The 21,859-nt window shown below is 72.9% G+C and carries 23 protein-coding genes; 6 read left to right on the top strand and 17 right to left on the bottom strand.

The window, feature by feature from the left end; translation table 11 throughout:
• The first annotated feature begins 14 nt into the window (after positions 1-14).
• Both AC3WXD_RS04220 and AC3WXD_RS04225 read left to right on the top strand, forming a co-directional pair.
• Positions 15-1,367 carry an acyclic terpene utilization AtuA family protein gene (locus AC3WXD_RS04220; protein ID WP_492323106.1) on the top strand — a complete coding sequence of 451 codons (1,353 nt, stop codon included), beginning with the start codon at positions 15-17 and terminating at the stop codon, positions 1,365-1,367.
• Positions 1,368-1,378: 11 nt separating this feature from the next.
• Entirely contained in the window at positions 1,379-1,729 is a 351-nt protein-coding gene (locus tag AC3WXD_RS04225) for an AtuA-related protein (protein ID WP_492323107.1), read from the top strand.
• 14 nt (positions 1,730-1,743) lie between these two features.
• Here the strand turns inward: AC3WXD_RS04225 and AC3WXD_RS04230 are convergent, their stop codons facing one another.
• Positions 1,744-2,541 carry an IclR family transcriptional regulator gene (locus tag AC3WXD_RS04230; protein ID WP_492323108.1) on the bottom strand — a complete coding sequence of 266 codons (798 nt, stop codon included), beginning with the start codon at positions 2,539-2,541 and terminating at the stop codon, positions 1,744-1,746.
• Positions 2,542-2,816: 275 nt separating this feature from the next.
• Between AC3WXD_RS04230 and AC3WXD_RS04235 the strand changes: the two genes are divergently transcribed.
• From AC3WXD_RS04235 to AC3WXD_RS04250, 4 genes are all read left to right on the top strand, one after another.
• Positions 2,817-3,923 (top strand): S-(hydroxymethyl)glutathione dehydrogenase/class III alcohol dehydrogenase, encoded by a 1,107-nt coding sequence (locus AC3WXD_RS04235; RefSeq protein WP_020202860.1) that lies wholly within the window; start codon positions 2,817-2,819, stop codon positions 3,921-3,923.
• An 8-nt stretch (positions 3,924-3,931) separates the two neighbouring features.
• On the top strand, positions 3,932-4,789 hold the full coding sequence (gene fghA / locus AC3WXD_RS04240) for an S-formylglutathione hydrolase (protein ID WP_492323109.1): 858 nt from the start codon (positions 3,932-3,934) through the stop codon (positions 4,787-4,789).
• Positions 4,790-4,940: 151 nt separating this feature from the next.
• Complete coding sequence (locus AC3WXD_RS04245) at positions 4,941-5,345, top strand: hypothetical protein (RefSeq protein WP_492323110.1); 405 nt, start codon at positions 4,941-4,943, stop codon at positions 5,343-5,345.
• Positions 5,346-5,467: 122 nt separating this feature from the next.
• The gene (locus AC3WXD_RS04250; RefSeq protein ID WP_029043576.1) at positions 5,468-6,223 is read left to right on the top strand and encodes an IclR family transcriptional regulator; all 756 of its coding nucleotides are present in this window, start codon (positions 5,468-5,470) and stop codon (positions 6,221-6,223) included.
• Between the two features lie 9 nt (positions 6,224-6,232).
• Here AC3WXD_RS04250 and AC3WXD_RS04255 read toward each other — a convergent pair whose 3' ends face one another.
• From AC3WXD_RS04255 to AC3WXD_RS04330, 16 genes are all read right to left on the bottom strand, one after another.
• Positions 6,233-7,321, bottom strand: coding sequence for a Rieske 2Fe-2S domain-containing protein (locus AC3WXD_RS04255; RefSeq protein WP_029043577.1), 1,089 nt, complete (start codon positions 7,319-7,321; stop codon positions 6,233-6,235).
• Between the two features lie 159 nt (positions 7,322-7,480).
• Positions 7,481-8,224: a 4'-phosphopantetheinyl transferase family protein gene (locus tag AC3WXD_RS04260; RefSeq protein ID WP_492323111.1), complete on the bottom strand. Its 744-nt coding sequence runs from the start codon at positions 8,222-8,224 to the stop codon at positions 7,481-7,483.
• 31 nt (positions 8,225-8,255) lie between these two features.
• Positions 8,256-8,708 (bottom strand): hypothetical protein, encoded by a 453-nt coding sequence (locus AC3WXD_RS04265; RefSeq protein ID WP_020202866.1) that lies wholly within the window; start codon positions 8,706-8,708, stop codon positions 8,256-8,258.
• A 73-nt stretch (positions 8,709-8,781) separates the two neighbouring features.
• Complete coding sequence (locus AC3WXD_RS04270) at positions 8,782-10,011, bottom strand: beta-ketoacyl-ACP synthase (RefSeq protein WP_492323112.1); 1,230 nt, start codon at positions 10,009-10,011, stop codon at positions 8,782-8,784.
• Positions 10,008-10,739 carry a 3-oxoacyl-ACP reductase FabG gene (gene fabG / locus AC3WXD_RS04275; protein ID WP_020202868.1) on the bottom strand — a complete coding sequence of 244 codons (732 nt, stop codon included), beginning with the start codon at positions 10,737-10,739 and terminating at the stop codon, positions 10,008-10,010. The genes AC3WXD_RS04270 and fabG overlap by 4 nt, the downstream gene beginning before the upstream one ends.
• On the bottom strand, positions 10,736-11,224 hold the full coding sequence (locus tag AC3WXD_RS04280) for a hotdog family protein (RefSeq protein WP_020202869.1): 489 nt from the start codon (positions 11,222-11,224) through the stop codon (positions 10,736-10,738). Before AC3WXD_RS04280 ends, fabG begins: the two co-directional genes overlap by 4 nt.
• Positions 11,225-11,226: 2 nt before the next feature.
• The gene (locus AC3WXD_RS04285; RefSeq protein ID WP_020202870.1) at positions 11,227-12,411 is read right to left on the bottom strand and encodes a beta-ketoacyl-ACP synthase; all 1,185 of its coding nucleotides are present in this window, start codon (positions 12,409-12,411) and stop codon (positions 11,227-11,229) included.
• Positions 12,408-13,022, bottom strand: a complete 615-nt coding sequence (locus AC3WXD_RS04290; protein ID WP_454733362.1) for a DUF3261 domain-containing protein — start codon at positions 13,020-13,022, stop codon at positions 12,408-12,410. Before AC3WXD_RS04290 ends, AC3WXD_RS04285 begins: the two co-directional genes overlap by 4 nt.
• Complete coding sequence (locus tag AC3WXD_RS04295) at positions 13,019-14,245, bottom strand: NAD(P)/FAD-dependent oxidoreductase (RefSeq protein ID WP_492323113.1); 1,227 nt, start codon at positions 14,243-14,245, stop codon at positions 13,019-13,021. Before AC3WXD_RS04295 ends, AC3WXD_RS04290 begins: the two co-directional genes overlap by 4 nt.
• 115 nt (positions 14,246-14,360) lie before the next feature.
• Positions 14,361-16,730, bottom strand: coding sequence for an MMPL family transporter (locus AC3WXD_RS04300; protein ID WP_492323114.1), 2,370 nt, complete (start codon positions 16,728-16,730; stop codon positions 14,361-14,363).
• Positions 16,723-17,349: a LolA family protein gene (locus AC3WXD_RS04305; protein ID WP_492323115.1), complete on the bottom strand. Its 627-nt coding sequence runs from the start codon at positions 17,347-17,349 to the stop codon at positions 16,723-16,725. Before AC3WXD_RS04305 ends, AC3WXD_RS04300 begins: the two co-directional genes overlap by 8 nt.
• The gene (locus AC3WXD_RS04310; protein ID WP_492323116.1) at positions 17,346-17,786 is read right to left on the bottom strand and encodes an acyl-CoA thioesterase; all 441 of its coding nucleotides are present in this window, start codon (positions 17,784-17,786) and stop codon (positions 17,346-17,348) included. The genes AC3WXD_RS04305 and AC3WXD_RS04310 overlap by 4 nt, the downstream gene beginning before the upstream one ends.
• A gap of 26 nt (positions 17,787-17,812) precedes the next feature.
• A complete protein-coding gene (locus AC3WXD_RS04315) occupies positions 17,813-18,874 on the bottom strand; it encodes a lysophospholipid acyltransferase family protein (RefSeq protein WP_492323117.1) in 1,062 nt (353 codons plus the stop codon).
• Positions 18,871-19,614 (bottom strand): glycosyltransferase family 2 protein, encoded by a 744-nt coding sequence (locus AC3WXD_RS04320; protein ID WP_492323118.1) that lies wholly within the window; start codon positions 19,612-19,614, stop codon positions 18,871-18,873. The genes AC3WXD_RS04315 and AC3WXD_RS04320 overlap by 4 nt, the downstream gene beginning before the upstream one ends.
• The gene (locus AC3WXD_RS04325; protein WP_492323119.1) at positions 19,607-21,316 is read right to left on the bottom strand and encodes an ApeI family dehydratase; all 1,710 of its coding nucleotides are present in this window, start codon (positions 21,314-21,316) and stop codon (positions 19,607-19,609) included. The genes AC3WXD_RS04320 and AC3WXD_RS04325 overlap by 8 nt, the downstream gene beginning before the upstream one ends.
• Positions 21,309-21,857 carry a COG4648 family protein gene (locus tag AC3WXD_RS04330; RefSeq protein WP_059411563.1) on the bottom strand — a complete coding sequence of 183 codons (549 nt, stop codon included), beginning with the start codon at positions 21,855-21,857 and terminating at the stop codon, positions 21,309-21,311. The genes AC3WXD_RS04325 and AC3WXD_RS04330 overlap by 8 nt, the downstream gene beginning before the upstream one ends.
• Between the last annotated feature and the right edge of the window lie 2 nt (positions 21,858-21,859).

Consider the following 21,859-nt stretch of genomic DNA (forward strand, 5'->3'; position numbering starts at 1 on the left):
ACAAGGAATCCCTCATGGCAACAAGGACCATCCGCATCGGCTCGGGCTCGGGCTGGTGGGGCGACCGCGTGGAACCCGCGGCGCTGAGCGCGCAGCACGGCCGGCTCGACTTTCTCTGCTTCGAGACGATGGCGGAAGCCACGGTCTCCGCGGCGCAGGTGCGCAAGCGCCGCGACGCCAGCTTCGAAGGCTACGACACCTATCTCGACGAGCGCATGCGCGCGGTGCTGCCGCACTGCATCGCGCAGGGCACGCGCATCGTCAGCAACCAGGGCTGGATCAACCCGCTCGGCGCGGCGCGGCGCATCGCGCAACTGTGCGAGGAGCTTGGCCTGCCGCGCGTGAAGATCGCGGCGATCACCACCACCGACCTGACCGGCACCATCTGCGACCAGGCGCTGGAGATACTGGAGAGCGGCGCGCCCATCGCCACGCTGCGCGAGTCGCTGATCTCGGCCGAGCCCTACGAGGGCGCCGCGCCCATCGTGCGCGCGCTCGAAGCCGGCGCGCAGATCGTGGTCACGGGGCGCGTGGCCGATCCCTCGCTGTTCCTCGCGCCGATGATGCACAGCTTCGGCTGGCGCGCCGACGACACGGCGCTGCTGGCGCGCGGCAGCGCCATCGGCCACCTGCTCGAATGCGGCGCCCAGGTGACCGGCGGCTACTTCGGCGACCCCGGCTACAAGGACGTGCCCGAGCCGTGGAACCTGGCCTTCCCCATCGCCGAGGTGGACGCCGGGGGCACCGCCGTGATCTCCAAGGTGGCCGGCACCGGCGGGCGCATCGACCTGCAGACGGTGAAGGAGCAGATGTTCTACGAGGTACACGACCCGCGCCGCTACATCACGCCGGACGTGGTGGTGGACTTCACCACGGCGCGGCTGGAGCAGGTCGCGCCCGACCAGGTGCGCATCAGCGGCGTGGGCGGCGCGCCGCGCACGCCCACGCTCAAGGTCTCGCTGGGCTGCACCGAGGGCTTCATCGGCGAGGACATGTTCTTCTACGCCGGTCCCGGCTGCCTGGAAAAGGCGCGCCTGGCCAAGACCATCCTCGAGCACCGCTTCCGCCTGGCCGGGCTGCGGGCCGAGGCGCTGCGCATCGACTTCCTCGGCGTCAATGCCATCCACGGCGACGCCTCGCCGGCGCCGGCCTGCGAGCCCAACGAGATCGCCGTGCGCGTGGCCGCGCGCACGCGCACGCGCGCCGAGGCCGCCAAGGTCGGCCGCGAGATCGACAGCATGGCGGTGTGCGGGCTGGCCTCCACCGGCAAGCGCGTGCCGCACCAGGAGCGCACGCGCGAGATCATCGGCGTGTGGTCCGCGCTGGTGCCGCGCGAGCAGGTCAGCTCCGACATCCACTACCTTTGAGGCAACCCGCGATGAAGGTTTCACTGAGGCGCCTCGCGCATACCCGCTCCGGCGACAAGGGCGACATTTCCAACACGGCGGTGATCGCCTACGAGCCGGCCTTCTATCCCCATCTCAAGGCGCAGCTCACCGCCGCCGCCTTCAAGGCGCTGTACGGCGGCGTGGTCAGCGGCAAGGTCGAGCGCTTCGAGGCCGACGGCCTGCAGGTGCTGAACTTCGTGGCGCATGGCGCGCTGGGCGGCGGCGTCTCGCGCAGCCTGGCGCTCGACAACTACGGCAAGGCGCTGGCGAGCGCGGTGCTGCGCTTCGAGGTGGAAGTGCCGGAAGAACTGGCGCCGCTGCTGCGCGGGCCGGCCGGCTGAGCGCGCCGCGCGCCTCAGTCCACCAGCACGCGGCGCGCCCACGCGCTGGTGACGCGCCGCGCTTCCTCCTTGAGCACGCGCGCCATCTTCGCCTCGCGCGCCAGGATGCGCTCGCTCAGCGCCGCCACGCTCAAGGCGCCGATGGGCCGGCCCTCGTAGTCCAGCAGCGGCACGGCGATGCCGCCCATCTTGTCCACCACCCAGTCCAGGAACAGCGCGTAGCCGCAGCCGCGCGCCGCGTCGATCTGCTCGCCGATCACCTCGGCGTTCAGGCGCGGATAGCGCGCGCGCTGGCTCTTGCCCAGGCGGAAGCGCGCGGCGCGCTCGGCCTCGGGCATCCACGCCAGCACCGCCAGGCTGCCGGCGCCCACGCCGAGCGGACGCCGCGTGCCGATCTCCACGTAGTTGGCGCGGATCGGGAAGGTGCCCAGCTCGATGTCCGCCACCACCGATTCGCCGCGGCTGGCCAGCGTCAGCACCGCGGTGTCCCCGAATACCTCGACCAGCCGCTCCAGGCTCGGCCGCGCCAGCGCGCGCAGGTCCACGCGGCGCTGCGCCACGTCGGCCAGCTGGAAGATTTCCGGGCCGATGCCGAAGCGGCGGCCGGCATCGCGCGTGACGAAGCCCTCCGCCACCAGCAGCTCCAGCAGGCGCGAGGCGGTGGCCGGATCGAGGCCGGTGGCGCGCGCCACGTCGGACAGGCGGCGCACCTGCGGGTCGGACAGGGCGCGCAGGATCCACAGCGCGCGCTGCACGGGAGAGGCGCGCGAGGCGGGAGGCATGGCTGGCGGCGGCGTCGGATCGTCTGTCATGAGCCGGTCATTTAAGCGGTTGCCTCGCCGGCGGTCAATCGGGAGCACTCCGGCCCTCGCCCGCGGCCAGCCCGCGATTCCGGCCAATCTGGGGGCGGCGCGGGCCAAATCCGCCGCCTCGGGCGCCAACGGCCAGCCGGATGGTCGTATAGTCTTCCCCTGACGAACGAATCGCCCCCGCGCCGCGCCTCCCCATGCCGGAGCCGGGCTCGTTGCGCCCCGACACACACCGTGCCGGCCAGCCGGCCGCCGCCACACGACAAGGAAAACCGATCATGAAGACCAAAGCCGCCATCGCCTGGAAAGCCGGCGCCCCGCTGACCGTGGAAGACGTCGACCTGGACGGCCCGCGCGCCGGCGAAGTGCTGGTGGAGATCAAGGCCACCGGCATCTGCCATACCGACTACTACACGCTCTCGGGCGCCGACCCCGAAGGCATCTTCCCGGCCATCCTCGGCCACGAAGGCGCCGGCATCGTCACCGACGTGGGCCCGGGCGTGACCTCGCTCAGGCCCGGCGACCACGTGATCCCCCTCTACACGCCGGAATGCCGCCAGTGCAAGTTCTGCCTGTCGCGCAAGACCAACCTGTGCCAGGCCATCCGCGCCACCCAGGGCAAGGGCCTGATGCCGGACGGCACCTCGCGCTTTTCCATCGGCGGCAAGCCCATCTTCCACTACATGGGCACCTCCACCTTCGCCAACCACATCGTGGTGCCGGAGATCGCGCTGGCCAAGATCCGCCCGGACGCGCCGTTCGACAAGGTCTGCTACATCGGCTGCGGCGTGACCACCGGCGTGGGCGCGGTGCTGTTCACGGCCAAGGTCGAAGCCGGCGCCAACGTGGTGGTGTTCGGCCTCGGCGGCATCGGCCTGAACGTGATCCAGGCGGCCAAGATGGTGGGCGCCGACAAGATCATCGGCGTGGACCTGAACCCGGGCCGCGAAGCGATGGCGCGCAAGTTCGGCATGACGCATTTCATCAACCCGAACGAGGTCGAGAACGTGGTCGACCACATCATCCAGCTCACCGACGGCGGCGCCGACTACTCGTTCGAGTGCATCGGCAACACCAAGGTCATGCGCCAGGCGCTGGAGTGCTGCCACAAGGGCTGGGGCAAGTCGATCATCATCGGCGTGGCCGAGGCCGGCGCGGAAATCTCCACGCGCCCGTTCCAGCTCGTGACCGGACGCGAATGGAAGGGCTCCGCCTTCGGCGGCGCGCGCGGCCGCACCGACGTGCCCCGGATCGTCGACTGGTACATGGAAGGCAAGCTCAACATCGACGACCTGATCACCCACACGCTGCCGCTGGAGCGCATCAACGAAGGCTTCGACCTGATGAAGCGCGGCGAGTCGATCCGCTCGGTGGTGCTGTACTGAGGCCGGCCATGAGCACGCTCGAACTGCTCTCGGAGCACGGCTGCTTCGGCGGCGTGCAGCGCTTCTACCGGCATGCCTCGCAGGCCATCGGCCTGCCGATGCGCTTCTCGGTGTTCCTGCCGGCGGCGGCGCTGGCCGCGCCGGCGCGGCGCCTGCCCGCGCTGTTCTACCTCGCGGGCCTGACCTGCACCGAGGAAACCTTCATGATCAAGGCCGGCGCACAGCGCTTCGCCGCCGAGCACGGCCTGATCCTGGTGGCGCCCGACACCAGCCCGCGCGACACCGGCATCGCCGGCGAGACCGAGTCGTGGGACTTCGGCGCCGGCGCGGGCTTCTACCTCGACGCCACGCAGGCGCCGTGGAGCCGCTACTGGCGCATGGAGAGCTACGTCACGCAGGAACTGTTCGGCATCGTCACCGGCGAACTGCCAGCCGACCCGCGGCGCGTCGGCGTGTTCGGCCACTCGATGGGCGGGCACGGCGCGCTGGTGCTGGCGCAGCGCCATCCACAGCGCTTCCGCTCGGTGTCCGCGTTCGCGCCGATCGCCGCGCCCACGCGCTGCCCGTGGGGCGAGAAGGCCTTCAGCCGCTACCTCGGCGACGACCGCGCGGCCTGGGCGCAGTACGATGCCGCGGCGCTGATGTCGCGCCAGGGCACGGCGCCCTTCCCGGGCGGCATCCTGGTCGACCAGGGCCTGGCCGACAAATTCCTCGCCGAGCAGCTTCACCCGGAAGCGCTGGAGGCCGCCTGCGCCGCCGCCGGCCAGCCGCTCACGCTGCGCCGCCACGCGGGCTACGATCACGGCTACTACTTCATCTCGACCTTCATCGAGGATCACATCCGGCACCACGCGGCGCAGCTCTAGCGGCGCAAGGGCAGCTGGCGCCGCCTGCGTAATACGTTGAAACACGCCGGCGCGCGCTGAAACGCAACGCTACGTTGCCGACGTTGCGGCGCGTCCGCGCGCGCTGCTAGCATCCGCCGGATCGCTTGCCAGCCCGCCCCGGAGGACCGCCATGACCCGCATCGCCCAACCGCTCCGACTGATCTGCCTGACGGCCGCGCTGTCGCTGCCGGCCGCCGTGTTCGCCCAGGGCTCGCCCGCCACCGGCGACGAGGCCATCAACGCGATCAACAGCAACTTCGCGCGCATGACGCCGGGGCCGCGCACGGTGGACAGCATCAACCAGGAACTGCGGCAGAACCATGCCGCGCCCGTGGGCGGCGGCGGTGGCGGCATGCGCGGCCGCGGACGCGGCCGCCAGCGTTCGCAGGACGGCGCCGCGGATGGCGCGAACGGCGGAGCCGGCAGCGGAACCAGCAGCCCGGCAACCAGCGGCGCGAGCCAGGATGGCGGCGGCCTGCACACCAGCCTGCCGGGAACCGCCGGCACGGGCGCGGCGCCGGCCGCCACCCAGTAACGGCACGCCGGCCGTGGCCGCGCATGGCCGGCCGATGCACTATGATTAGCGCTTCTTTTCCGACCCGCCCGGCGCGCGCACCGGGCAACGCCATGACCGCCAACGACAACAAGGCGCCGCCGATGAACGTGAAGACGGCGCTGCGCGTGCTCGAGATCATCGAAACGTTCGCGCGCGAGCGCCGCGCGCTCTCGCTCTCGGAGCTGGCCCGGCTGCTGGCGGTGCCGGCGTCGAGCTGCCTGGCGCTGATCCGCACCCTCACCTCGCTGGGCTATCTCTACGAGACCGGGCGCCGCCAGGGCTATTACCCGACCGGGCGCCTGCTGGCGATGGCCCAGCAGATCGCGCGGCACGACCCGGTGCTGGACCGCGTGCACGGCACCATGAACGAGCTGCGCGCCGCCACCGGCGAGACGGTGGTGATCGGCAAGCTGCACGAAGGGAAATGGGTGGTGTACCTGGACGTGCTGGAGTCCCCGCACGCCATCCGCTACATCGCCACCGCGGGCGAGCGGCGCGACCTGCATGCCAACTCGATCGGCAAGGCGCTGCTGTCGGCGATGCCCGAGGACGAGCGCCGCGCGCTGATCGCGCAACTGGGCTTCGAGCGCTTCACGCCGCGCACGGTGGCCGACGCGGCCCAGCTCGAGGCCGAGCTGAAGGCGTCGGCCGAGCGCGGCTGCTTCGTCAACCTGGGCGAGTCGCTGCCCGACGTGGGCGCGCTGGCGTGGCCGGTGCGGCTGTCGGGCGAGTGCTACGGGATTTCGATCGCCGGCCCGGCCTACCGCATCGAGCCGGCGCTCACGCGCTTCTCGGCCATGCTGCGCACCGCCTGCTCCACGCTGGAGCGCGACGAGCGCAACCGCTTCTCCAAGTAGCGCCCGGGATCAGGCCGCGCGCGGCGTCTCCGCCCCGCCGTTCTGGCGCAACAGGTCGCGCAGCTCGTTGATGACCGGGAACACCTCGTGGTTCCAGTCGGCGCCCTGGGCATCGTGCGCGGCCTGCTCCATCTCGACGATCTCGCGGTCTTCCTTGAAGATGCGCTCGGTAAACCAGACCAGCAGCGGCCAGGCCAGGTCCAGCGCGCCGGGAATGCCCGGCTTCTTGATCGACAGCAGGCCGAAGGTGCGGTTGGTGCGCTGCTCGGCGTCGAGCGGCACGTAGACGATCCACAGGTCCATCACCAGCGTGCCTTCCGCGGTGCGGATCTGCAGCGTCTGGTAGGGATAGCTGGTGCGCACCGTCATCACGTCCTTGTTGTTCTGGCCGCCGCCCTTGCCGCTGCCGAACACCAGCGCCTCGCCCACCGGCTGCTTGCCTTCCTCGCGCGAGAAGGTGTAGTCCACCTCGACCCAGCCGTCGCCGCGCCGGCGGCCCAGCGAGCGCGCGCGCATCTGCCCCATCTGGCGGCGGTGCAGGAACTGGTGGTTCATGTCCATCAGGTTCTCGTGCATGAACGAGTAGTGGCACTTGACCTCGCGGCCGAAGCGGCGGGTCTTGTAGGCCTTGTCGGCGACCGAGCCGAGCGCGGGCAGCGGGGTCTCGTCGGCCAGCACGGCGCTGCCCGGGAAGACGAAGATCAGGCCCTCGGCCTCGCGGCACGGATAGGCGCGCACGCCGTTGGGCAGGCGCTCGCGGCCCAGGTAGGGCACGTCGATGCAGCTGCCGGTGCAATCGTAGGTCCAGCCGTGATAGCAGCAGCGAATCGATTCGCCGGCCACCACGCCTTCGTGCAGCGGCACCTGCCGGTGCGCGCAGCGGTCTTCGAGCGCGAACACGGAGCCGGACTCCGTGCGCACCAGCACGATGGGCTCGCCGGCGAAACGCACGCCGTGCGCCTTGCCGCGCTTGACTTCGCGCGACCAGGCCAGCGGATACCAGTGATCGGGGTGGATCGCGACGCGGCGCAGGTCGCGAAGGGGCGCTTCGGCAGGGCTATCGTTGGCACTGCTGTCAAGCAACGGGACTGCATGCATGGGGGACATTCTCCTCGCGTAGTCGGGAATCCGGGAATCTCGGTGAGCCGGTTGCATGGGCGGAGGGCGCTCGCACTGCCCAGTCTACCCGAAGGCACGCGATCCGGATGTAGGAAGGTCGCCGACGCCACTGCGGCGGCCCTGCCGGCGGCGTGACGGTCAGGCCGCTTGCGCGGCGGCGAGGCGCCAGTAGCGCAGGCCCGCCGGCAAGGCGCCGGCGAGCGCGGGCGGCGGCCCGGCGCACAGCGCCAGCATGGCGCCGCCGTGCTGCCAGGTGCAGGCGTTGGCGGCATGGCCGGCGCCGCCGTCCGGCGAGATGGCCGCAGAGACGGCCGGAGACACAGCCGGAGAAACGGCCACCGCGTGGCCCAGCATGGTCTGGAACAGGGCGCCGCCGGCGCGCTTGAGCCAGGCTTCCTTGAGGGTCCAGAGTTCGAAGAACGCGGCCAGCCGCGCGGCCTCGTCGGCGGCGAGCAGGGCCGGCATGGCGGCGCGCTCGGCGGCGCTGCTGACCGCCCCGATCAGGGCGTCGAGGCCGCGGCGCGGACGCACGCACTCGAGGTCGAGCCCGAGCGGCGCATGGCCCGCGGCGCAGGCGACCAGGCCGCCGGAATGGGAAATCGAGACATGCGCGGGCACCGGCCCGCTGGCGCGCGGCGGGCCGTCCGGCGCGGCGTCGAGCGACCAGTCCTGCCAGGCGCCGCCGCAGGCCTGCGCCAGCAGCGCGCGCGCCAGCCAGCGCCCGGCCACGAACTGCGCGGCGCGCGGGCCGGCGCGCAGCTCGCCGAGCCGGCGCGCCTCCTGCGCGCTCATCCAGCGCGCGGGCGGCGGCGCCAGCGCCGCCGTGGCGTCCACGTCCGCCACCCGCACGTGGACTGCCCCAGGTTGCACGATTGGCGGCATGGCGCGCTTCAGCCGCGGGCGGCGTCGCCCGTCACCGGGCGGCGACGCGGGCGTAGGTGCCCTTGAGCGCGACGCCGGCCACCACGGCGCCGGCGTGGCATTCGTACTCGGTCGCGCTGGCGACCTCGGTCTTCTTGTAGTAGCTCACCACGTTGACCACGGCGTTGACGCCGAGCGACCTGGCCTTGTCCTGGAACGCGATCAGCGCCGACAGCGCGGCCCAGCGGCAGGCTTCCTCGTCGCTCTTGCCGAAGCTGTTGGTCTTGCGGTTGGACACGTCCTCCTCCTTGCTTTCGAGCACCTTGGGCTTGCCCTGGCCGGCCAGGAAGAACTTGACCGAACCGTCGAGCTTTTCCTGCGCCTCGGGCATGTCCAGCACATCCTTGAACGGCAGCATGTACCTGGTGTCGCGCGCCGCGGCGGGCGTGGACAGCAGCATGGCAACCGCGGCGGTCGCGGCCAGGATCGGGAGAGCGTGCTTCATTGACCTTCCTTTGTTGGTTTTGTCGATCAGGAAAAAACGCGGGCGGCCCCGCCGGGGAGCCGCCCGGGTCCGGCTACCCGCGCCAGCGGCGGAACACCAGCGAGGTGTTGATGCCGCCGAACGCGAAATTGTTGCTCATGGCGTAGTCGATATCGAGCCGGCGGCCCGCGCCCATGATGTGGTCGAGCGGCGCGCAGCGCGGGTCCGGCGTGGCCAGGTTGATGGTGGGCGCGAACCAGCCCTCGCGCATCATCTCGATGGTCATCCACGCTTCCAGCGCGCCGCACGCGCCCAGCGTATGGCCCAGGTAGCTCTTGAGCGAGCTGACCGGCACCGCGCCGCCCAGCACTTCCGCGGTGGCGTGCGACTCGGCGATGTCGCCCTGGTCGGTGGCGGTGCCGTGGGCATTGACGTAGCCGATGGCCGACGGCGCCACCCCGGCGTCCTCGAGCGCCAGGCGCATGGCCTGCGCCATCGTGCCGGCCTGGGGCTGGGTCACGTGCGCGCCGTCGCTGTTGGTGCCGAAGCCGACCAGCTCCGCCAGGATGCGCGCGCCGCGCGCCTGCGCGTGCTCCAGCTCCTCCAGCAGCAGCGTGCCGGCGCCCTCGCCCAGCACCAGGCCGTCGCGCTCGCTGTCGAACGGGCGCGGCGTGGTGTGGGGCGCGTCGTTGCAGGTGCTGGTGGCGAACAGCGTGTCGAACACCGCGGCCTCGGTCGGGTCGAGCTCCTCCGCGCCGCCGGCCAGCATCGCCACCTGGCGCCCGCTGCGGATGGCCTCGTAGGCGTAGCCGATGCCCTGGCTGCCCGAGGTGCAGGCGCTGGAGGTGGTGATGATGCGCCCGGTGATGCCGAAGAACACGCCGATGTTGACCGCCGTGGTGTGCGGCATCATGCGGATGTAGGTGGTGGCGCTGATGCCCTCGGTGGTGCGCTCGTTCATCATGCGGCCGAAGTCGGCCACCGCCGCCGGCGTGCCGGTCGACGAGCCGTAGGCGATGCCGAGCCTGCCGCCGGTGACCAGCGGATCGCCGAGCAGGCCCGCCTGCCGCAGCGCGGCCTCGCTGGCCAGCACCGACATCACGGCCACGCGCCCCATCGCGCGCGTGGCCTTGCGCGTGTAGTGCGCGGGCAGCGCGAACGGCGGCACGGGCGCCGCCAGCTGCGTGTTCAGGCCCTTGTATTCCTGCCAGCCGGGCATGTGCACGACGGCGTTGCGGCCCTGCGCCAGGCGCTCGCGCACGGTGCCCCAGTCATTGCCCAGCGCGCTGACCGCGCCGGTTCCGGTAACGACGACGCGCTTCATCCGAACATCCCCCCGTTGACCGAGATCACCTGGCGCGTGATGTAGCCGGCGTCGGCGGACATCAGGAAGGCCACCGTGGCGGCCACCTCGTCCGGCGTGCCCATGCGGCGCGCCGGGATCATGCGCAGCGCTTCCTCCAGCACGTGCGGCTCCACCATCTCGGTGTCGATCAGGCCCGGCGCCACGCAGTTGACGGTGATGTTGCGCTTGGCCAGCTCGATGGCCAGCGCCTTGGTGGCGCCGATGATGCCGGCCTTGGCCGCGCTGTAGTTGGCCTGCCCGCGGTTGCCCACCAGCCCGGAGACCGAGGACAGCGTGACGATGCGGCCCGGCTTGCGCCGCTGCACCATCGGCATCACCACGGGATTGAGCACGTTGTAGAAGGCGTCGAGGTTGGTGTGGATCACCTCGTCCCACTCCTCGCCGGTCATGGCCGGGAAGGCGGCATCGCGCGCGATGCCGGCGTTGCACACCACGCCGTAGTAGCAGCCGTGCGCCTCGATGTCGGCCAGCAGCGCGGCGGCGGCCTGCTCGCGCTGGCGCACGTCGAAGCACAGCACGCGCGCGCCGCGGCCGAGCGCGCGCACCGCGTCGGCGACCGATTCGGCCTCTTCGCGCCGCGCGCGGCAATGCACCACCACATCGCAGCCCTCGCGCGCCAGGCGCAGCGCGATGGCGCGGCCGATGCCGCGCGATGACCCTGTGACGAGCACGGTCCGGTTCGTCATGGTTGTTGTCCTTGCAAGAACGCCCGCGCGTCGGCGGGCTGGAAAACGGAAACGTTGGCGCGCGCCACTTCGCGGCCGTCGAGCGACAGCGCGCAGGCGAACATGCCCAGGCCGTTGTCGCCGATCAGCTCGGCGCTGACCTGCACGGTCAGCACGCTGCCCACCGGGAACGCCGGCACGTCGCACTCGTAGCGGCGCGAGCCGAGCAGGAAGCCGATGCCCGGCTCGCGGCCCGCGCGCCAGTCGCGCGCGCCGGCCCAGGCGGCGATGGTCTGCGCCATGTACTCGATGCCGACCCAGCCCGGCATGCCGGCCTCGTCGACGAACAGTTGCGTGGCGCGCACCGTGGCGCGCGCCACCGCGCGCTCCTCGTCGGCGCCGAGCAGCTCGTCGAGCAGGCGCATGGCGCCGGCATGCGGCACCAAGTCGGCAATCGGCGGCAGGCCGGGGAAGGCGGCGCGGCGGCTTGCGATGGTCTCGCTCATGCTCAGCCCGCCCCCAGGATCACGGCGCTGTTGCTGCCGCCGAACGCGAAGGAATTGCTCATCACGTAGCGCGGCGCGCGGCCCAGCGCCTCGCCGGGCGCCACCACGCGCAGCGGCGGCAACGCCGGGTCGGCGGCGCCGTCCCACCAGTGCGCGGGCAGGCGGCCCCGCGGGTTGCCGGCCAGCGTCAGCCACATCAGCGCGGCCTCGATGGCGCCGGCGGCGCCGAGCGCGTGGCCGGTCATCGGCTTGGTCGAGCTCAGCGGCACGCGCTCGCCGAACAGCGCGGCGCAGGCCAGCGCCTCCATCGCGTCGTTCTGCGGCGTGGCGGTGCCGTGCAGGTTGAGGTAGTCGATGTCGCCGGCGGCGAGGCCGGCGCGCGCCAGCGCCTGCCGCATGGCGGCCTGCGCGCCGGCGCCGCTGGGATCGGGCGCCGACATGTGGTGCGCGTCGGAGGTCTCGCCCCAGCCGGCCAGCCGCACTTCGCCCGCCTCGCGCGAGAGCAGGAAGAGCGCGGCGCCCTCGCCCAGATTGATGCCGGCGCGGTTGACCGACAGCGGGTTGCAGCGCGCGGCCGAGACCGAATCCAGTGCGCTGAAGCCGGCCACGGTAAACGCGCACAAGGTGTCGGCGCCGCCCGCGATGACCGCGTCGGCGGCGCCGCTGCGCAGCAGCCGCGCCGCCGCGGCCAGCGCCTTGGCGCTCGACGAGCAGGCCGTGGACAACGTATACGCCACCCCGGTCACGCCCAGCGCGCCGGCCAGGAACTGCGCCGGCGAGCCCAGCTCCTGCTGCCCGTAGTGAAAGCCCTCGGGCCACGCGCCGCCGACGCTGCGCGCGTCGACCGCCTCGCCGCCCTCGGCGATGCCCGAGGTGCTGGTGCCCATCACCACCGCCACGCGCGCCGGGCCGAAGCGGGCGATGGCCGCCTGCAGCTGCGGCAGGCATTGCAGCGCGGCGTGATGCAGCAGCGCGTTGTTGCGCGTGCGGTGCACCAGCGGCGTGCCTTGCGGCAGCGCCAGCGCGGCATCGACCGTGCCGAGGTGCAGCGGCCGGCCCGCGCTGTAGCGCTCGGTGACTTCGCCGCCGGGCGCGGCGTCGGTGCGCCAGAGCGCGGCGCGCACGGCGTCCGCGCCGTCGCCGAGCGCGCAGGTGACGCCAAGTGCATGGATAAAGACATCGTTCATTCCGGCCCTCCTTGCGTGGCCGCCGGCAGCGTGCGGATGGTCAGCCGGTAGCCGTCGCGGTACTGCTCGAACTCGATGGTCTGCGCGTCCGGGTAGCGGATCTCGGCCACCGTCTCGCCGCCCGCGCGCAGCACGCGGCGGCCGGCCACGGCGTCGAGCCGCCAGCCGGGCGGCAAGGCCGCCGCGATCGCCGCCACCGGCCACAGCGACAACTGCATCTCGCTCAGGATACGCTCCGGCACCAGTTCGGCCGGCGCCCACGGCGAGCGCGCCACGCGCAGGTCGCGCCCGTCCCAGTCCAGCCGCGCCAGCACCTGGCCGCCGGCCAGCGCGGCCAGCCGCGTGTGGGCGGCGTCCGCTTCGAGCAGGGCCTGGATCTCGCGGTGCTCCTCGCCGCGCGGCGTGCGGTACGTCACCGTGATCTGCTGTTGCAGCATCAGCGCGCGGCCCAGCGAGGCCGGCGGCAGGCGCAGCAGCGGCACCGGCGCGCGGCCGGCGGCCTCGATGCCGGCCGGCGGCACCGGGCCGGGCGCGGCGCAGCCCGCCAGCAGCACGGCCGCGGCGGCCAGCGGCGCGGCGGCCATGCGTGGCGCAAAGCGGAAAACGGTCACGCGCAAAGCTGCTCCAGCACGGCCAGGCGGCGGCGCGATTCGGTCACGAACGGGTTGCCGCGGTCCCACGCATAACCGGCCAGGATGGCCGAGATCATGCGGCGGATGTCCGGCGTGGCGTCGGGGTGGAAGATCAGCTTCTGGAAGCTGCCCTCGTACCACGCCTCGACGAAGGTGCGGAAGCAGTCCACGCCGTGCTTGAGCGGCGTGCCGTATTCGGCCTGCCAGTCCACCGCCTCGCCGGCGAACTGGCGCGCCAGGCAGGCGGTGGCGAGGCTGGCCGACTTGAAGGCGATGGTCACGCCCGACGAGAACACCGGGTCGAGGAACTCGCCGGCGTTGCCGAGCAGCGCGTAGCCCTTGCCCCACAACGACTTGACGTTGGCCGAGTAGCCGACGATCTGCCGCGCCGGGGTGTCCCACGCGGCGTTGGCCAGCAGCTTCGCCAGGCCCGGCTCTTCGCCGACCAGCGCCTGGAGGCGCTCGGTCTCGGTGCCGCCGTACTGGTCGAGGAAGCGCTTTTCCGCCACCACGCCCTGCGAGCAGCGCCCGTCCGAGAACGGGATGGTCCAGTACCACACGTCCACGTGCTCGGGATGCACGCCGATGCGGATCTTGTTGCGGTCGGAGGTGCCGGGCGGGATGCGGTCTTCCACATGCGTGAAGATGGCGCTGCGCACCGGGAAGTTGGACGGCGACTCCAGGTCCAGCAGGCGCGGCAGCACGCGGCCGAAGCCGGAGGCGTCCAGCAGGAAGCGCGCCTGCACGCCGTAGACGTTGCCGTCGGCGCCGCGCACGGTGACGCGGGGCTGCTCGCCCTCGACGTCCACCGCCGTGACCTGGTGGCGGAAGCGGACCTCGGCGCCCTGCTTCTGCGCCTCGCGGATCAGCACGTCGTCGAAGCGCGCGCGCTGGACCTGGTAGGTGGTGCCCCAGCCGGCGGAGAACTTGTCGCGGAAATCGAATTCGGTGTAGCGCTCGCCGCGCGCGAAGGCCGCGCCGTTCTTGTACTGGAAGCCCGCCTCCACCACGGCCTGCAGCATGCCGGCCTCCTCGATATACGCCATGCTCTGCGGCAGCAGGCTCTCGCCGATCGAGAAGCGCGGGAAGGTTTCCTTCTCCAGCACCAGCACGCCGATGCCGCGCTTGCGCAGCAGGCCCGCGGCCACGGAGCCGGCCGGCCCCGCGCCGATGATAAGGACGTCCACCTGTTCGGTATGCATTCGTAACCCTGTTCCTGTGGTTGGATCTTGTCGATCTCGTTGGTCTGTTTTCCTGCTTCTTTCCCGCTTCTTTCCTGCTTGCTGCTTCTTGCCGCTTCCCGTTCCCGCCTGTTCCCTACCTGCCGCCGTGCGGCGCGGCACGCGGCCGGAACCACGGCGACAGCAGCCACACCGCGCCCACGCCGGACAGCATGGTCATGCCGAACGCATGCAGCGCCGGCGTGGACGACAGCGCGAGCAGGCCGAACGCCAGCAGCGTGCTGGCCGCGCCGAGCACGATCGCCGTCCATGATTCGCCGTCGCCGGGATGCTCGAGCAGGAAGATGCCGTAGTCCACCCCCACGCCCAGCAGCAGCGCCAGCGCCAGCACCGAGAACAATTGCAGCGGCACGTGCAGCCAGCCCAGCAGCGCCACGCTGAACAGCGCCGCCAGCAGCGTGGGCACCAGCGCGCGCCACGCGCCGCGGCCGTAGCGCCACGCCAGCAGCAGCGCCACCGCGGCGGCGCCGGCGGCCAGCAGCCACGTCATCAGCACGCGGTAATGCTTGAGCAGCGCGGACAGGTCGGCCACGCGGTCGACCCACTCCACGCCCGGCACGGTGGCCGCGGCGGCCTCGATCAGCGCCAGCGTGGCCGGCTTGTCGAGGCCGCGCAGCAGCATGACGCTGGCGTAGCCGTCGCCTTCGCGGTCCAGCCACAGGTGGCGCAGCGTGTCCGAAACCGGCGCGGCCAGCCACGCCGGCAAGGTCAGCACCTGCCCGGCCGGCGCCGCGCCGGCCGCGCCCACGGCGCCGCCGACCGCGCGCGCCACGCGCTCGCGCACGGCGCCTTCCAGGCCGTCGGCCAGGGCCGCGTCGGCGCGCTGGCGCGCGGCCGAGGGCACCCAGTCGGAAATCGCCACGAAGCCGTCCAGCCCGCCGCGCGCGACCACGCCGGCCAGCGCCTGCTTGATCTGTTCCTCGCGCGCCAGCACCTGGTCCGGCGTGGCGCCGCGCACCAGCAGGAACTGCGCCGGGCTGGGCGTGCCGAGCAGCCGCCCGGCGGCGCGCTGCGCCTCGATCAGCGCCGGCGGCGAGCTTTGCAGCTGGCGCACGTCGTCGGCCACGCGGACCTGCCACAGGCCCGGCACCACGAACAGCGCCAGCAGCCCGAGCAGCAGCAGCGAGCGGCGCTCCGCGCCCACGCGCGGCCAGCGCGCCAGGCTGGCGGTCAGCCAGGACGACAGGCGGGTCTGGCGCAACTGGCCGCGGTCGAGCAGCGGGAACCAGAACACCACGGTCAGGAACGCCGCCACCAGCCCCACCGCCGAGAACAGCGCCATCTGGCGCAGCCCCGGGAACGGCGCGATGCCGAGCGCGAGATAGGCCACCGCGCTGGTCGACAGCGCCAGCGCCATGCCCGGCAGCAGCCGGCGCATCACCTGCGGCGGCGTGGCGCCCGGGCTGGCCTGGCGCGAGACGAAATAATGGATGCCGTAGTCCTCCGCCACGCCCACCAGGCTGGCGCCGAACACCAGCGTGATCAGGTGCACGCGCTCGAACACCAGCGCCGTGACGGACACCGCCGCCGCCGTGCCCACCAGCAGCGACAGCCCGACCAGGACGATCGGGCGCAGCGAGCGGAAGGCCAGCCACACCAGCAGCAGCACCGCCACCAGCGAGCCCCAGCCGATCACGTTCATCTCCACGCTGGCCTGCGCGGCGGCCGCTTCCGCGTGCAGCGGGATGCCGGCCGCCACCACCTGCACGCCGCCGCCCTGCTGCGCCGCGCGCGTGGCGAGCCTGAGCAGGTCGGCGTAATCGGTGTCGCCGCTCACGGAGAACGCGGGCTTGCTGATGCGGTAGGTCAGCAGCACCCATTCCTTGCCCTCGGCGCTGAGGGCGGCCAGGCCGTCGCGCTCGTGCACGCGCGTCATGGCCGCGCGCGACAGCCACCAGTCCTGCCACAGGCCGAGCGGGTCGGCGGCCCAGCCGGTCAGGCGCGGGCCGGTGGAAAGCTGGTAGAGACGGGTCAGCGCCTGCCGGGCCAGCGCGTCCGCGTCGGCGTGGCCGAGCATAGCGCGCTGGCCGTCGGTCAGCAGCCGGTCGCGGTAGGGCCGGTAGAAGGCCAGCGCCGCGTCCAGGTCGAAGCTGGCGATGCGGTCCACCGGCTGCAGCAGGCTGGCCCGCGGCTGCGTCGCGGCGCTGAAGCGCTGCGCCGCGGCGCGCGCGGCGGGCCAGTCCGGCGCGCCGACCAGCACCACGATCTCGCGCGAGACGCCATCGGCCAGCCGGCGCAGCACGCGGTCGGCGGTGGCGGTGCGCTGGCTGGTGGGCAGCAGCGCCATCACGTCGGTGTCGAGCCGCGAGGCGCGCCAGAACTGCAACTGGTGCGCCGCCAGCGCGATCACCAGCAGCAGCCAGCCCACGGCCAGCACCCGCTCCAGGGGGCTGAGGCCGCGCAGGGGCTTGCCGGTGGCCATGCTGGCGTTGCTGGCATTACTCAAAGCGCGGCTCCTCGTCGGCGGCCAGCCGGGTGGCCGCGCTCGGGTCGATCAGCTTGACGTGGGTGCTGTCGCCGCCCGCTTCCTCCAGGCGCACGTCGCGCACGAAGCGGTCGCCGGCCAGCTCGATGCGCGCGAACACGCGGCGCATGGCGGCGTCGCGCGGCGTGAGCGTGAGCGACCAGCCGTTCTTGCCGGCCAGCTTGCCGGCCACCTCGAAGCGCGCCGACAGGGTCTGCAGGTCGCCGCGCAGCACCGCGATCACCGATTCGCCGACCACGCGCATGGCGGGCTGGGCGTCGGCCTGCATCTGCTGCTGCACGCGCCCGTCGGCGCCGCGCATGACCAGCCGCTCCGGCGTCACCAGCAGGCTGGAGGCGAACGGCTCGCGCGTGCTCCACACCACGCCGCGCTCGCGCGCCAGCACGAAGTCGCCGCGCGACACCAGCGGGTTGGCGAAGCCGGACAGGCGGCGGGTCTGCTCGAAGCGGCCGTGGATCACCGGCGCGTCGGACAGGCGCGCGGCCACCGCGGCCAGCAGATCGGGGGCGGCCGCGCCGGCCAGGCGCGGGGCGGTCAGCATGGCGCCGCACAGGGCCAGCAGGAAGGCGCGGCGCTTCATGCCTGGCCCTCCCCGTCCGGCGCGGCCGGCAAGCCGAGCCGCTCCCACAGCACCGGCGGGCACACGTAGCACATCTCGGCGCTGCGCATGTCCACCGCCACCTGGATGGTGTAGCCCTTGGTCAGGCGCCGGCCGGTGGCGGCGTCGCGCACCAGATAGTCGATCTTCAGGCGGTTCTCCCACTCGACGATGGTGGCGCGGATGACGAAGGGCTGGCCGTAGGTCAGCGGGCCGACGTACTTCACGCGCATGTCCACCACCGGCCAGGCGTAGCCGGAGTCGCGCATGGCCGGGTAGTCGTAATGGAAACGCTCGAGCAGCGCGCAGCGCGCCTGCTCGAAATAGCGCACGTAGTTGCCGTGCCACACCACGTTCATCGGGTCGAGGTCGTGGAAGGCGGGGCTGAGCGTGATCTCGTGGCTGAGGTCTGGAGACATGGCGGTTGCGTGATGGGGGCGGGACGTCAGTCGCCGCGCGGCGCCGGTGCCGCGCCTGGTGCGTTTGGTGCGTTTGGTGCGTTCGGCGCATGCGGCGCGCCGGCGCGCGCGGCCTCGGCCACGCCGCCGCCCTGCCCCCAGAAATCGTAGAAGTTGAACCAGTCGTAGGGCGACTCGGCGAGCAGCCGCGACAGCCATTGCGCATAGTCCGCGGCGTGGCCGCTCAGGACAGCCTCGCGCCGCGCGCGCGGCAGGCGCACCTCGCGCGCCAGTTCGGTGAAGCGCAGCAGGTGGCCGTCGCCCGAACGCACGCAGCCCATCGCGAACAGCGGGCATTCCATCAGCGCGGCCAGCACGTAGGGGCCGACCGGGAAGCGCGCCGGCGCGCCGAAGAACGGCACCGTCACGGTGCGGCCGCCGTGCACCGGCACGCGGTCGCCGGCGATGGCGACGAACTCGCCGGCGCGCACCTTCTCGGCCAGTTGCAGCGCGGTGGCCGGCGAGATGTCGTCGACCTGGAACAGTTGCAGCCCCGAGCGCGGATCGAGCCGCGACAGGATGCGGTTGAACTGCGCCGCGTGCGCGGTATGCACCAGCACCGTCAGGCGCAGGCCCTGGCGCTGGTTGGCCAGCACGCGGCACAACTCCAGGCAGCCCATGTGCGCGGTCACGATGATGCCGCCCTGGCCGCTGGCGATCTGCCGCAGCATCACCTCGGCGCCTTCGCGCCGCACGTTGCCGTAGCGGTAGCCGCCGCCGATGGCCAGCAGCTTGTCGAGCAGCGTGTCGGCGAACGAGAACAGGTGGCGCAGGCTGTGGCGCAGGCCCGGCGTGGCGCCGGCCGGCAGCACCGCGCCGGTGGCGGCCTGCACGCGCCGCAGGTAGTCGAGCGAGGCGCGGCGCGCGAGCGGCCTGGCCAGCCAGTAATAGGTCACGACCGGGTACAGCACGGCGCGGAACAGCGCGCGGCCGCACAGGCGGTAGAGCCCGTACAGGCACCACACGCCCCACACGCAGGTGGACTCGCGGATCTGGCTCCAGTGGCGCGCCATGCGGCCCGGCGGCGCGGTGTCTCGCGGCGCGCTCATGCCGGCCGCACCTTGCGCCACAGCAGCCGCGGCAGCCGCGCCACCATGCCGCAGAACAGCCGCGCGTGCATGGTGGAGATCAGCGCGTTGTCGCGCCAGACCTGGAAATGCGAGACGCCGTCGGACGGATACGTGACCTGGGTGGGCACGTTGACGATCGGCACGCCGCGCCAGACCAGGTGGACCAGCACCTCGGTGTCGAACTGCATGCGCCGGCCCAGCCGCACCTCGCGCACCAGCGCCAGCACCGGGCAGAGCGGATAGACGCGCAGCCCGCACATCGAATCGCGGATGGCGAGCGAGAGCGTGTTGATCCACACCCACACGTGGGTCAGGTAGCGCGCCAGCAGCCGCACGCGCGGCACCGATGCGTCGTAGACCGGGTAGCCGCAGACCATCGCCTCGGGGCGCGCCTGCGCCAGCGCCGCGAACTGCGGGATGCAACCGGCGTCGTGCTGGCCGTCGGCGTCGATCTGCAGCGCGTGCGTGAAGCCCATGCGGGCGGCTTCCTCGAAGCCGGTCATGATGGCGCCGCCCTTGCCCTGGTTCTCGGGCAGGCGGATCAGGTGCACGCGCCCGGCATGCGCGGCGGCGATCTCGCGCAGCACGCGCTCGCACGCGGGGCTGCTGCCGTCGTCCACCAGCAGGCACGGCAGCGGATGCCGCAGGATGGCCTGCACCATCGCGCCGATGGCGCGCTCGTGGTTGTAGACCGGCACCAGCACCACCGGCTTAAACATGCGCGTCTCCGAACACGATGCGCCCGCTCGCGTGCGGGCCCTGCGCCGAACTGAGGCGGAACGCCAGCGCATTGCGCTCGGGCTGCCAGGTCAGCGCCAGTTGCACGGTGCTGCCGGGCACGATCACGGCCTGGAACTTGAGCGTCTCGAGGCGGCGGAACTGCGCGCGCGGCGGCACCGGCAGGCGCTCGGGCGCCAGCGCCATGACCCAGTCGACCTGGGCCACGCCGGGCGCGATCGGGCTGCCCGGGAAATGGCCGTCGAACACGGCGAGGTCCGCGCCGATCTCCAGCTCGGCGCTGGCCGACAGCGCGTCCGGCGACGGTTGCCAGCGCGCCACCGGCAGCACGCGGCGGAACACGTCGCGCAGCATGGCTTCGGTGGTCTTGCCCTGCGCGTTGCACGGCAAGGCCTCGGCAAAGCTCCAGCGGCGCGGCAGCGCGAGCGCGTCCACGGCGGGCGCGAGATCCGCGCGCAGCGCGGCCAGCAACGCCGCCCTGCCGGCGCCGGCCAGCATGGCGGCGCCGCCTTCGCTGGGCACCACCACCGCGCCCAGGCGCATGCCGCTGTCGAGCTCGAGCAGCACCACGCGCGCTTCGCGCACCAGCGCGGACTGCTGCAGGGCCTGCTCGACCTGCGTCAGCGAGACGCGCTTTTCCTCGATCTTGACGATGCGGTCGGCGCGCCCCGCCAGCGCGAAGCCGCCGTCGCCGGCCGGCTGCGCGCGGTCGGCGCACAGATGCCAGCCGTCGTCCGGCAGATGGGCCGAGCGCACCGCGAGAAATCCGTCCTGCAGGCGCCACTGCACGCCCGGCAGCGGCGTCCAGCGCTCGTCGTGGCGCGCGCGCTGGCGCCAGGCGATGCCGCCGGTCTCGGAGCTGCCGAACACTTCGACGGGCGCGTGGCCGAGATGGCGCAGCGCGTCGGCCGCGGCCTCGGGCGGCAGCGGGCCGCCCGACGAGAACACCGCGTGCAGCGCGGTGCGCGCGGGCGCCCAGCCGAGCGCCGGCGGCATGCGCCGCAGGTGCGCCGGGCTGGTCACGAGCACGGCCGGCGCGCCGTCGCCGCAGGCGCGCACGATTTCCTCGTGGAAGGCCAGCCGCGCGGCCGGCATGGCGCGCGCCGCGGCCAGCGGCCACAGCACGCAGAACAGCAGGCCGTAGATATGCTGGTGCGAGACCGTGGCCAGCACGCGCGCCCGCGCCGGCACCGCGGCGCCGAACGCGGCCTGCAGCGCCTGCACTTCCGCTTCCAGTTGCGACAGGTGCTTGACGATGGCGCCGGGCGCGCCGGTGGAGCCGGAGGTGAACATCGTCACCCGCGTCGCGCGCGGATCGAGGCGCGGCCATTCGGGCGCGGCGCAGGCCGCGTGCTGCCGCGGGCGGATGCCGCCGGGCAGGTCGCCGGCGCGGACCGCGGCGTGCCCGTCCAGCGCGGCGAGCGTCTCGGCGCGCGTGTCGCCGGGCAGCACCACGTGCTTGCCGGCATGCCACGCGCCGAACAGCGCGGCGGCGAACTCGGCGGTGGATTCGGCGTAGAGCGCCACGCTCGCGCCGGGCGCCGCCGCGAAGGCTTCGCGCCAGGCCGCCGCGCGCGCCACGAAGGCGGGCGCGTCCAGGCTGCCGTCCTCGCCATGCGCCACCACGTGCGCGCGCGCCGGCAGCGCCGCCATCAGGCCGCCGATGCCAAGCCACTCAGCCATGCCGCCCTCCCGCCATCACGCGCTGGCGCACCAGCCATTCGCCGGCGAACATCGCGCCCATCAGGCCATAGGCGATGCCGCCGTTGTAGAGCGCCCAGATGCGGTCGCTGGCCAGCACCGCGGTAAGCGCCGCCGCCGTGCCGTTGCAGACGAAGAACACGCACCAGGCCTGGGTCACGCGCCGCGTGTAAGCCACGCCGGCGGGCGGCAGGTCCGGCTCGCGCAGGCGCGCCAGCCGCTCGACCAGGCTGGGCGGATGGCGCAGGCTCCAGCCGAACACGGCCAGCATGGCGGCGTTGACCAGCACCGGGTAGAGCTTGAGCGGCAAGGCGTGGTTGGAGGCCGCCACCACCGCGGCCAGCCCGGCGGCCAGCACCGCCAGCCAGCGCCAGCCGGCCTGGCGGCTGGTCAGCGCGCGCAGCAGCGCCAGCGCCACCAGCGCCAGCGCCAGCACGCGCGGCGGCCAGTATTGCAGGCCGGCGTAGATCGCCACCGGATAGCACAGCGTGAGCACGCCGAGCAGCAGTTTGCGCCAGCGCATGC

Source organism: Cupriavidus sp. FW216-B1 (assembly GCF_058789195.1).

Coding starts and splice junctions, on each gene's coding strand:
- AC3WXD_RS04220 (WP_492323106.1), top strand. CDS start 15: ATGGCAACAAGGACCATCCGCATCGGCTCGGGCTCGGGCTGGTGGGGC.
- AC3WXD_RS04225 (WP_492323107.1), top strand. CDS start 1,379: ATGAAGGTTTCACTGAGGCGCCTCGCGCATACCCGCTCCGGCGACAAG.
- AC3WXD_RS04230 (WP_492323108.1), bottom strand. CDS start 2,541: ATGACAGACGATCCGACGCCGCCGCCAGCCATGCCTCCCGCCTCGCGC.
- AC3WXD_RS04235 (WP_020202860.1), top strand. CDS start 2,817: ATGAAGACCAAAGCCGCCATCGCCTGGAAAGCCGGCGCCCCGCTGACC.
- fghA (WP_492323109.1), top strand. CDS start 3,932: ATGAGCACGCTCGAACTGCTCTCGGAGCACGGCTGCTTCGGCGGCGTG.
- AC3WXD_RS04245 (WP_492323110.1), top strand. CDS start 4,941: ATGACCCGCATCGCCCAACCGCTCCGACTGATCTGCCTGACGGCCGCG.
- AC3WXD_RS04250 (WP_029043576.1), top strand. CDS start 5,468: ATGAACGTGAAGACGGCGCTGCGCGTGCTCGAGATCATCGAAACGTTC.
- AC3WXD_RS04255 (WP_029043577.1), bottom strand. CDS start 7,321: ATGCATGCAGTCCCGTTGCTTGACAGCAGTGCCAACGATAGCCCTGCC.
- AC3WXD_RS04260 (WP_492323111.1), bottom strand. CDS start 8,224: ATGCCGCCAATCGTGCAACCTGGGGCAGTCCACGTGCGGGTGGCGGAC.
- AC3WXD_RS04265 (WP_020202866.1), bottom strand. CDS start 8,708: ATGAAGCACGCTCTCCCGATCCTGGCCGCGACCGCCGCGGTTGCCATG.
- AC3WXD_RS04270 (WP_492323112.1), bottom strand. CDS start 10,011: ATGAAGCGCGTCGTCGTTACCGGAACCGGCGCGGTCAGCGCGCTGGGC.
- fabG (WP_020202868.1), bottom strand. CDS start 10,739: ATGACGAACCGGACCGTGCTCGTCACAGGGTCATCGCGCGGCATCGGC.
- AC3WXD_RS04280 (WP_020202869.1), bottom strand. CDS start 11,224: ATGAGCGAGACCATCGCAAGCCGCCGCGCCGCCTTCCCCGGCCTGCCG.
- AC3WXD_RS04285 (WP_020202870.1), bottom strand. CDS start 12,411: ATGAACGATGTCTTTATCCATGCACTTGGCGTCACCTGCGCGCTCGGC.
- AC3WXD_RS04295 (WP_492323113.1), bottom strand. CDS start 14,245: ATGCATACCGAACAGGTGGACGTCCTTATCATCGGCGCGGGGCCGGCC.
- AC3WXD_RS04305 (WP_492323115.1), bottom strand. CDS start 17,349: ATGAAGCGCCGCGCCTTCCTGCTGGCCCTGTGCGGCGCCATGCTGACC.
- AC3WXD_RS04310 (WP_492323116.1), bottom strand. CDS start 17,786: ATGTCTCCAGACCTCAGCCACGAGATCACGCTCAGCCCCGCCTTCCAC.
- AC3WXD_RS04315 (WP_492323117.1), bottom strand. CDS start 18,874: ATGAGCGCGCCGCGAGACACCGCGCCGCCGGGCCGCATGGCGCGCCAC.
- AC3WXD_RS04320 (WP_492323118.1), bottom strand. CDS start 19,614: ATGTTTAAGCCGGTGGTGCTGGTGCCGGTCTACAACCACGAGCGCGCC.
- AC3WXD_RS04325 (WP_492323119.1), bottom strand. CDS start 21,316: ATGGCTGAGTGGCTTGGCATCGGCGGCCTGATGGCGGCGCTGCCGGCG.
- AC3WXD_RS04330 (WP_059411563.1), bottom strand. CDS start 21,857: ATGCGCTGGCGCAAACTGCTGCTCGGCGTGCTCACGCTGTGCTATCCG.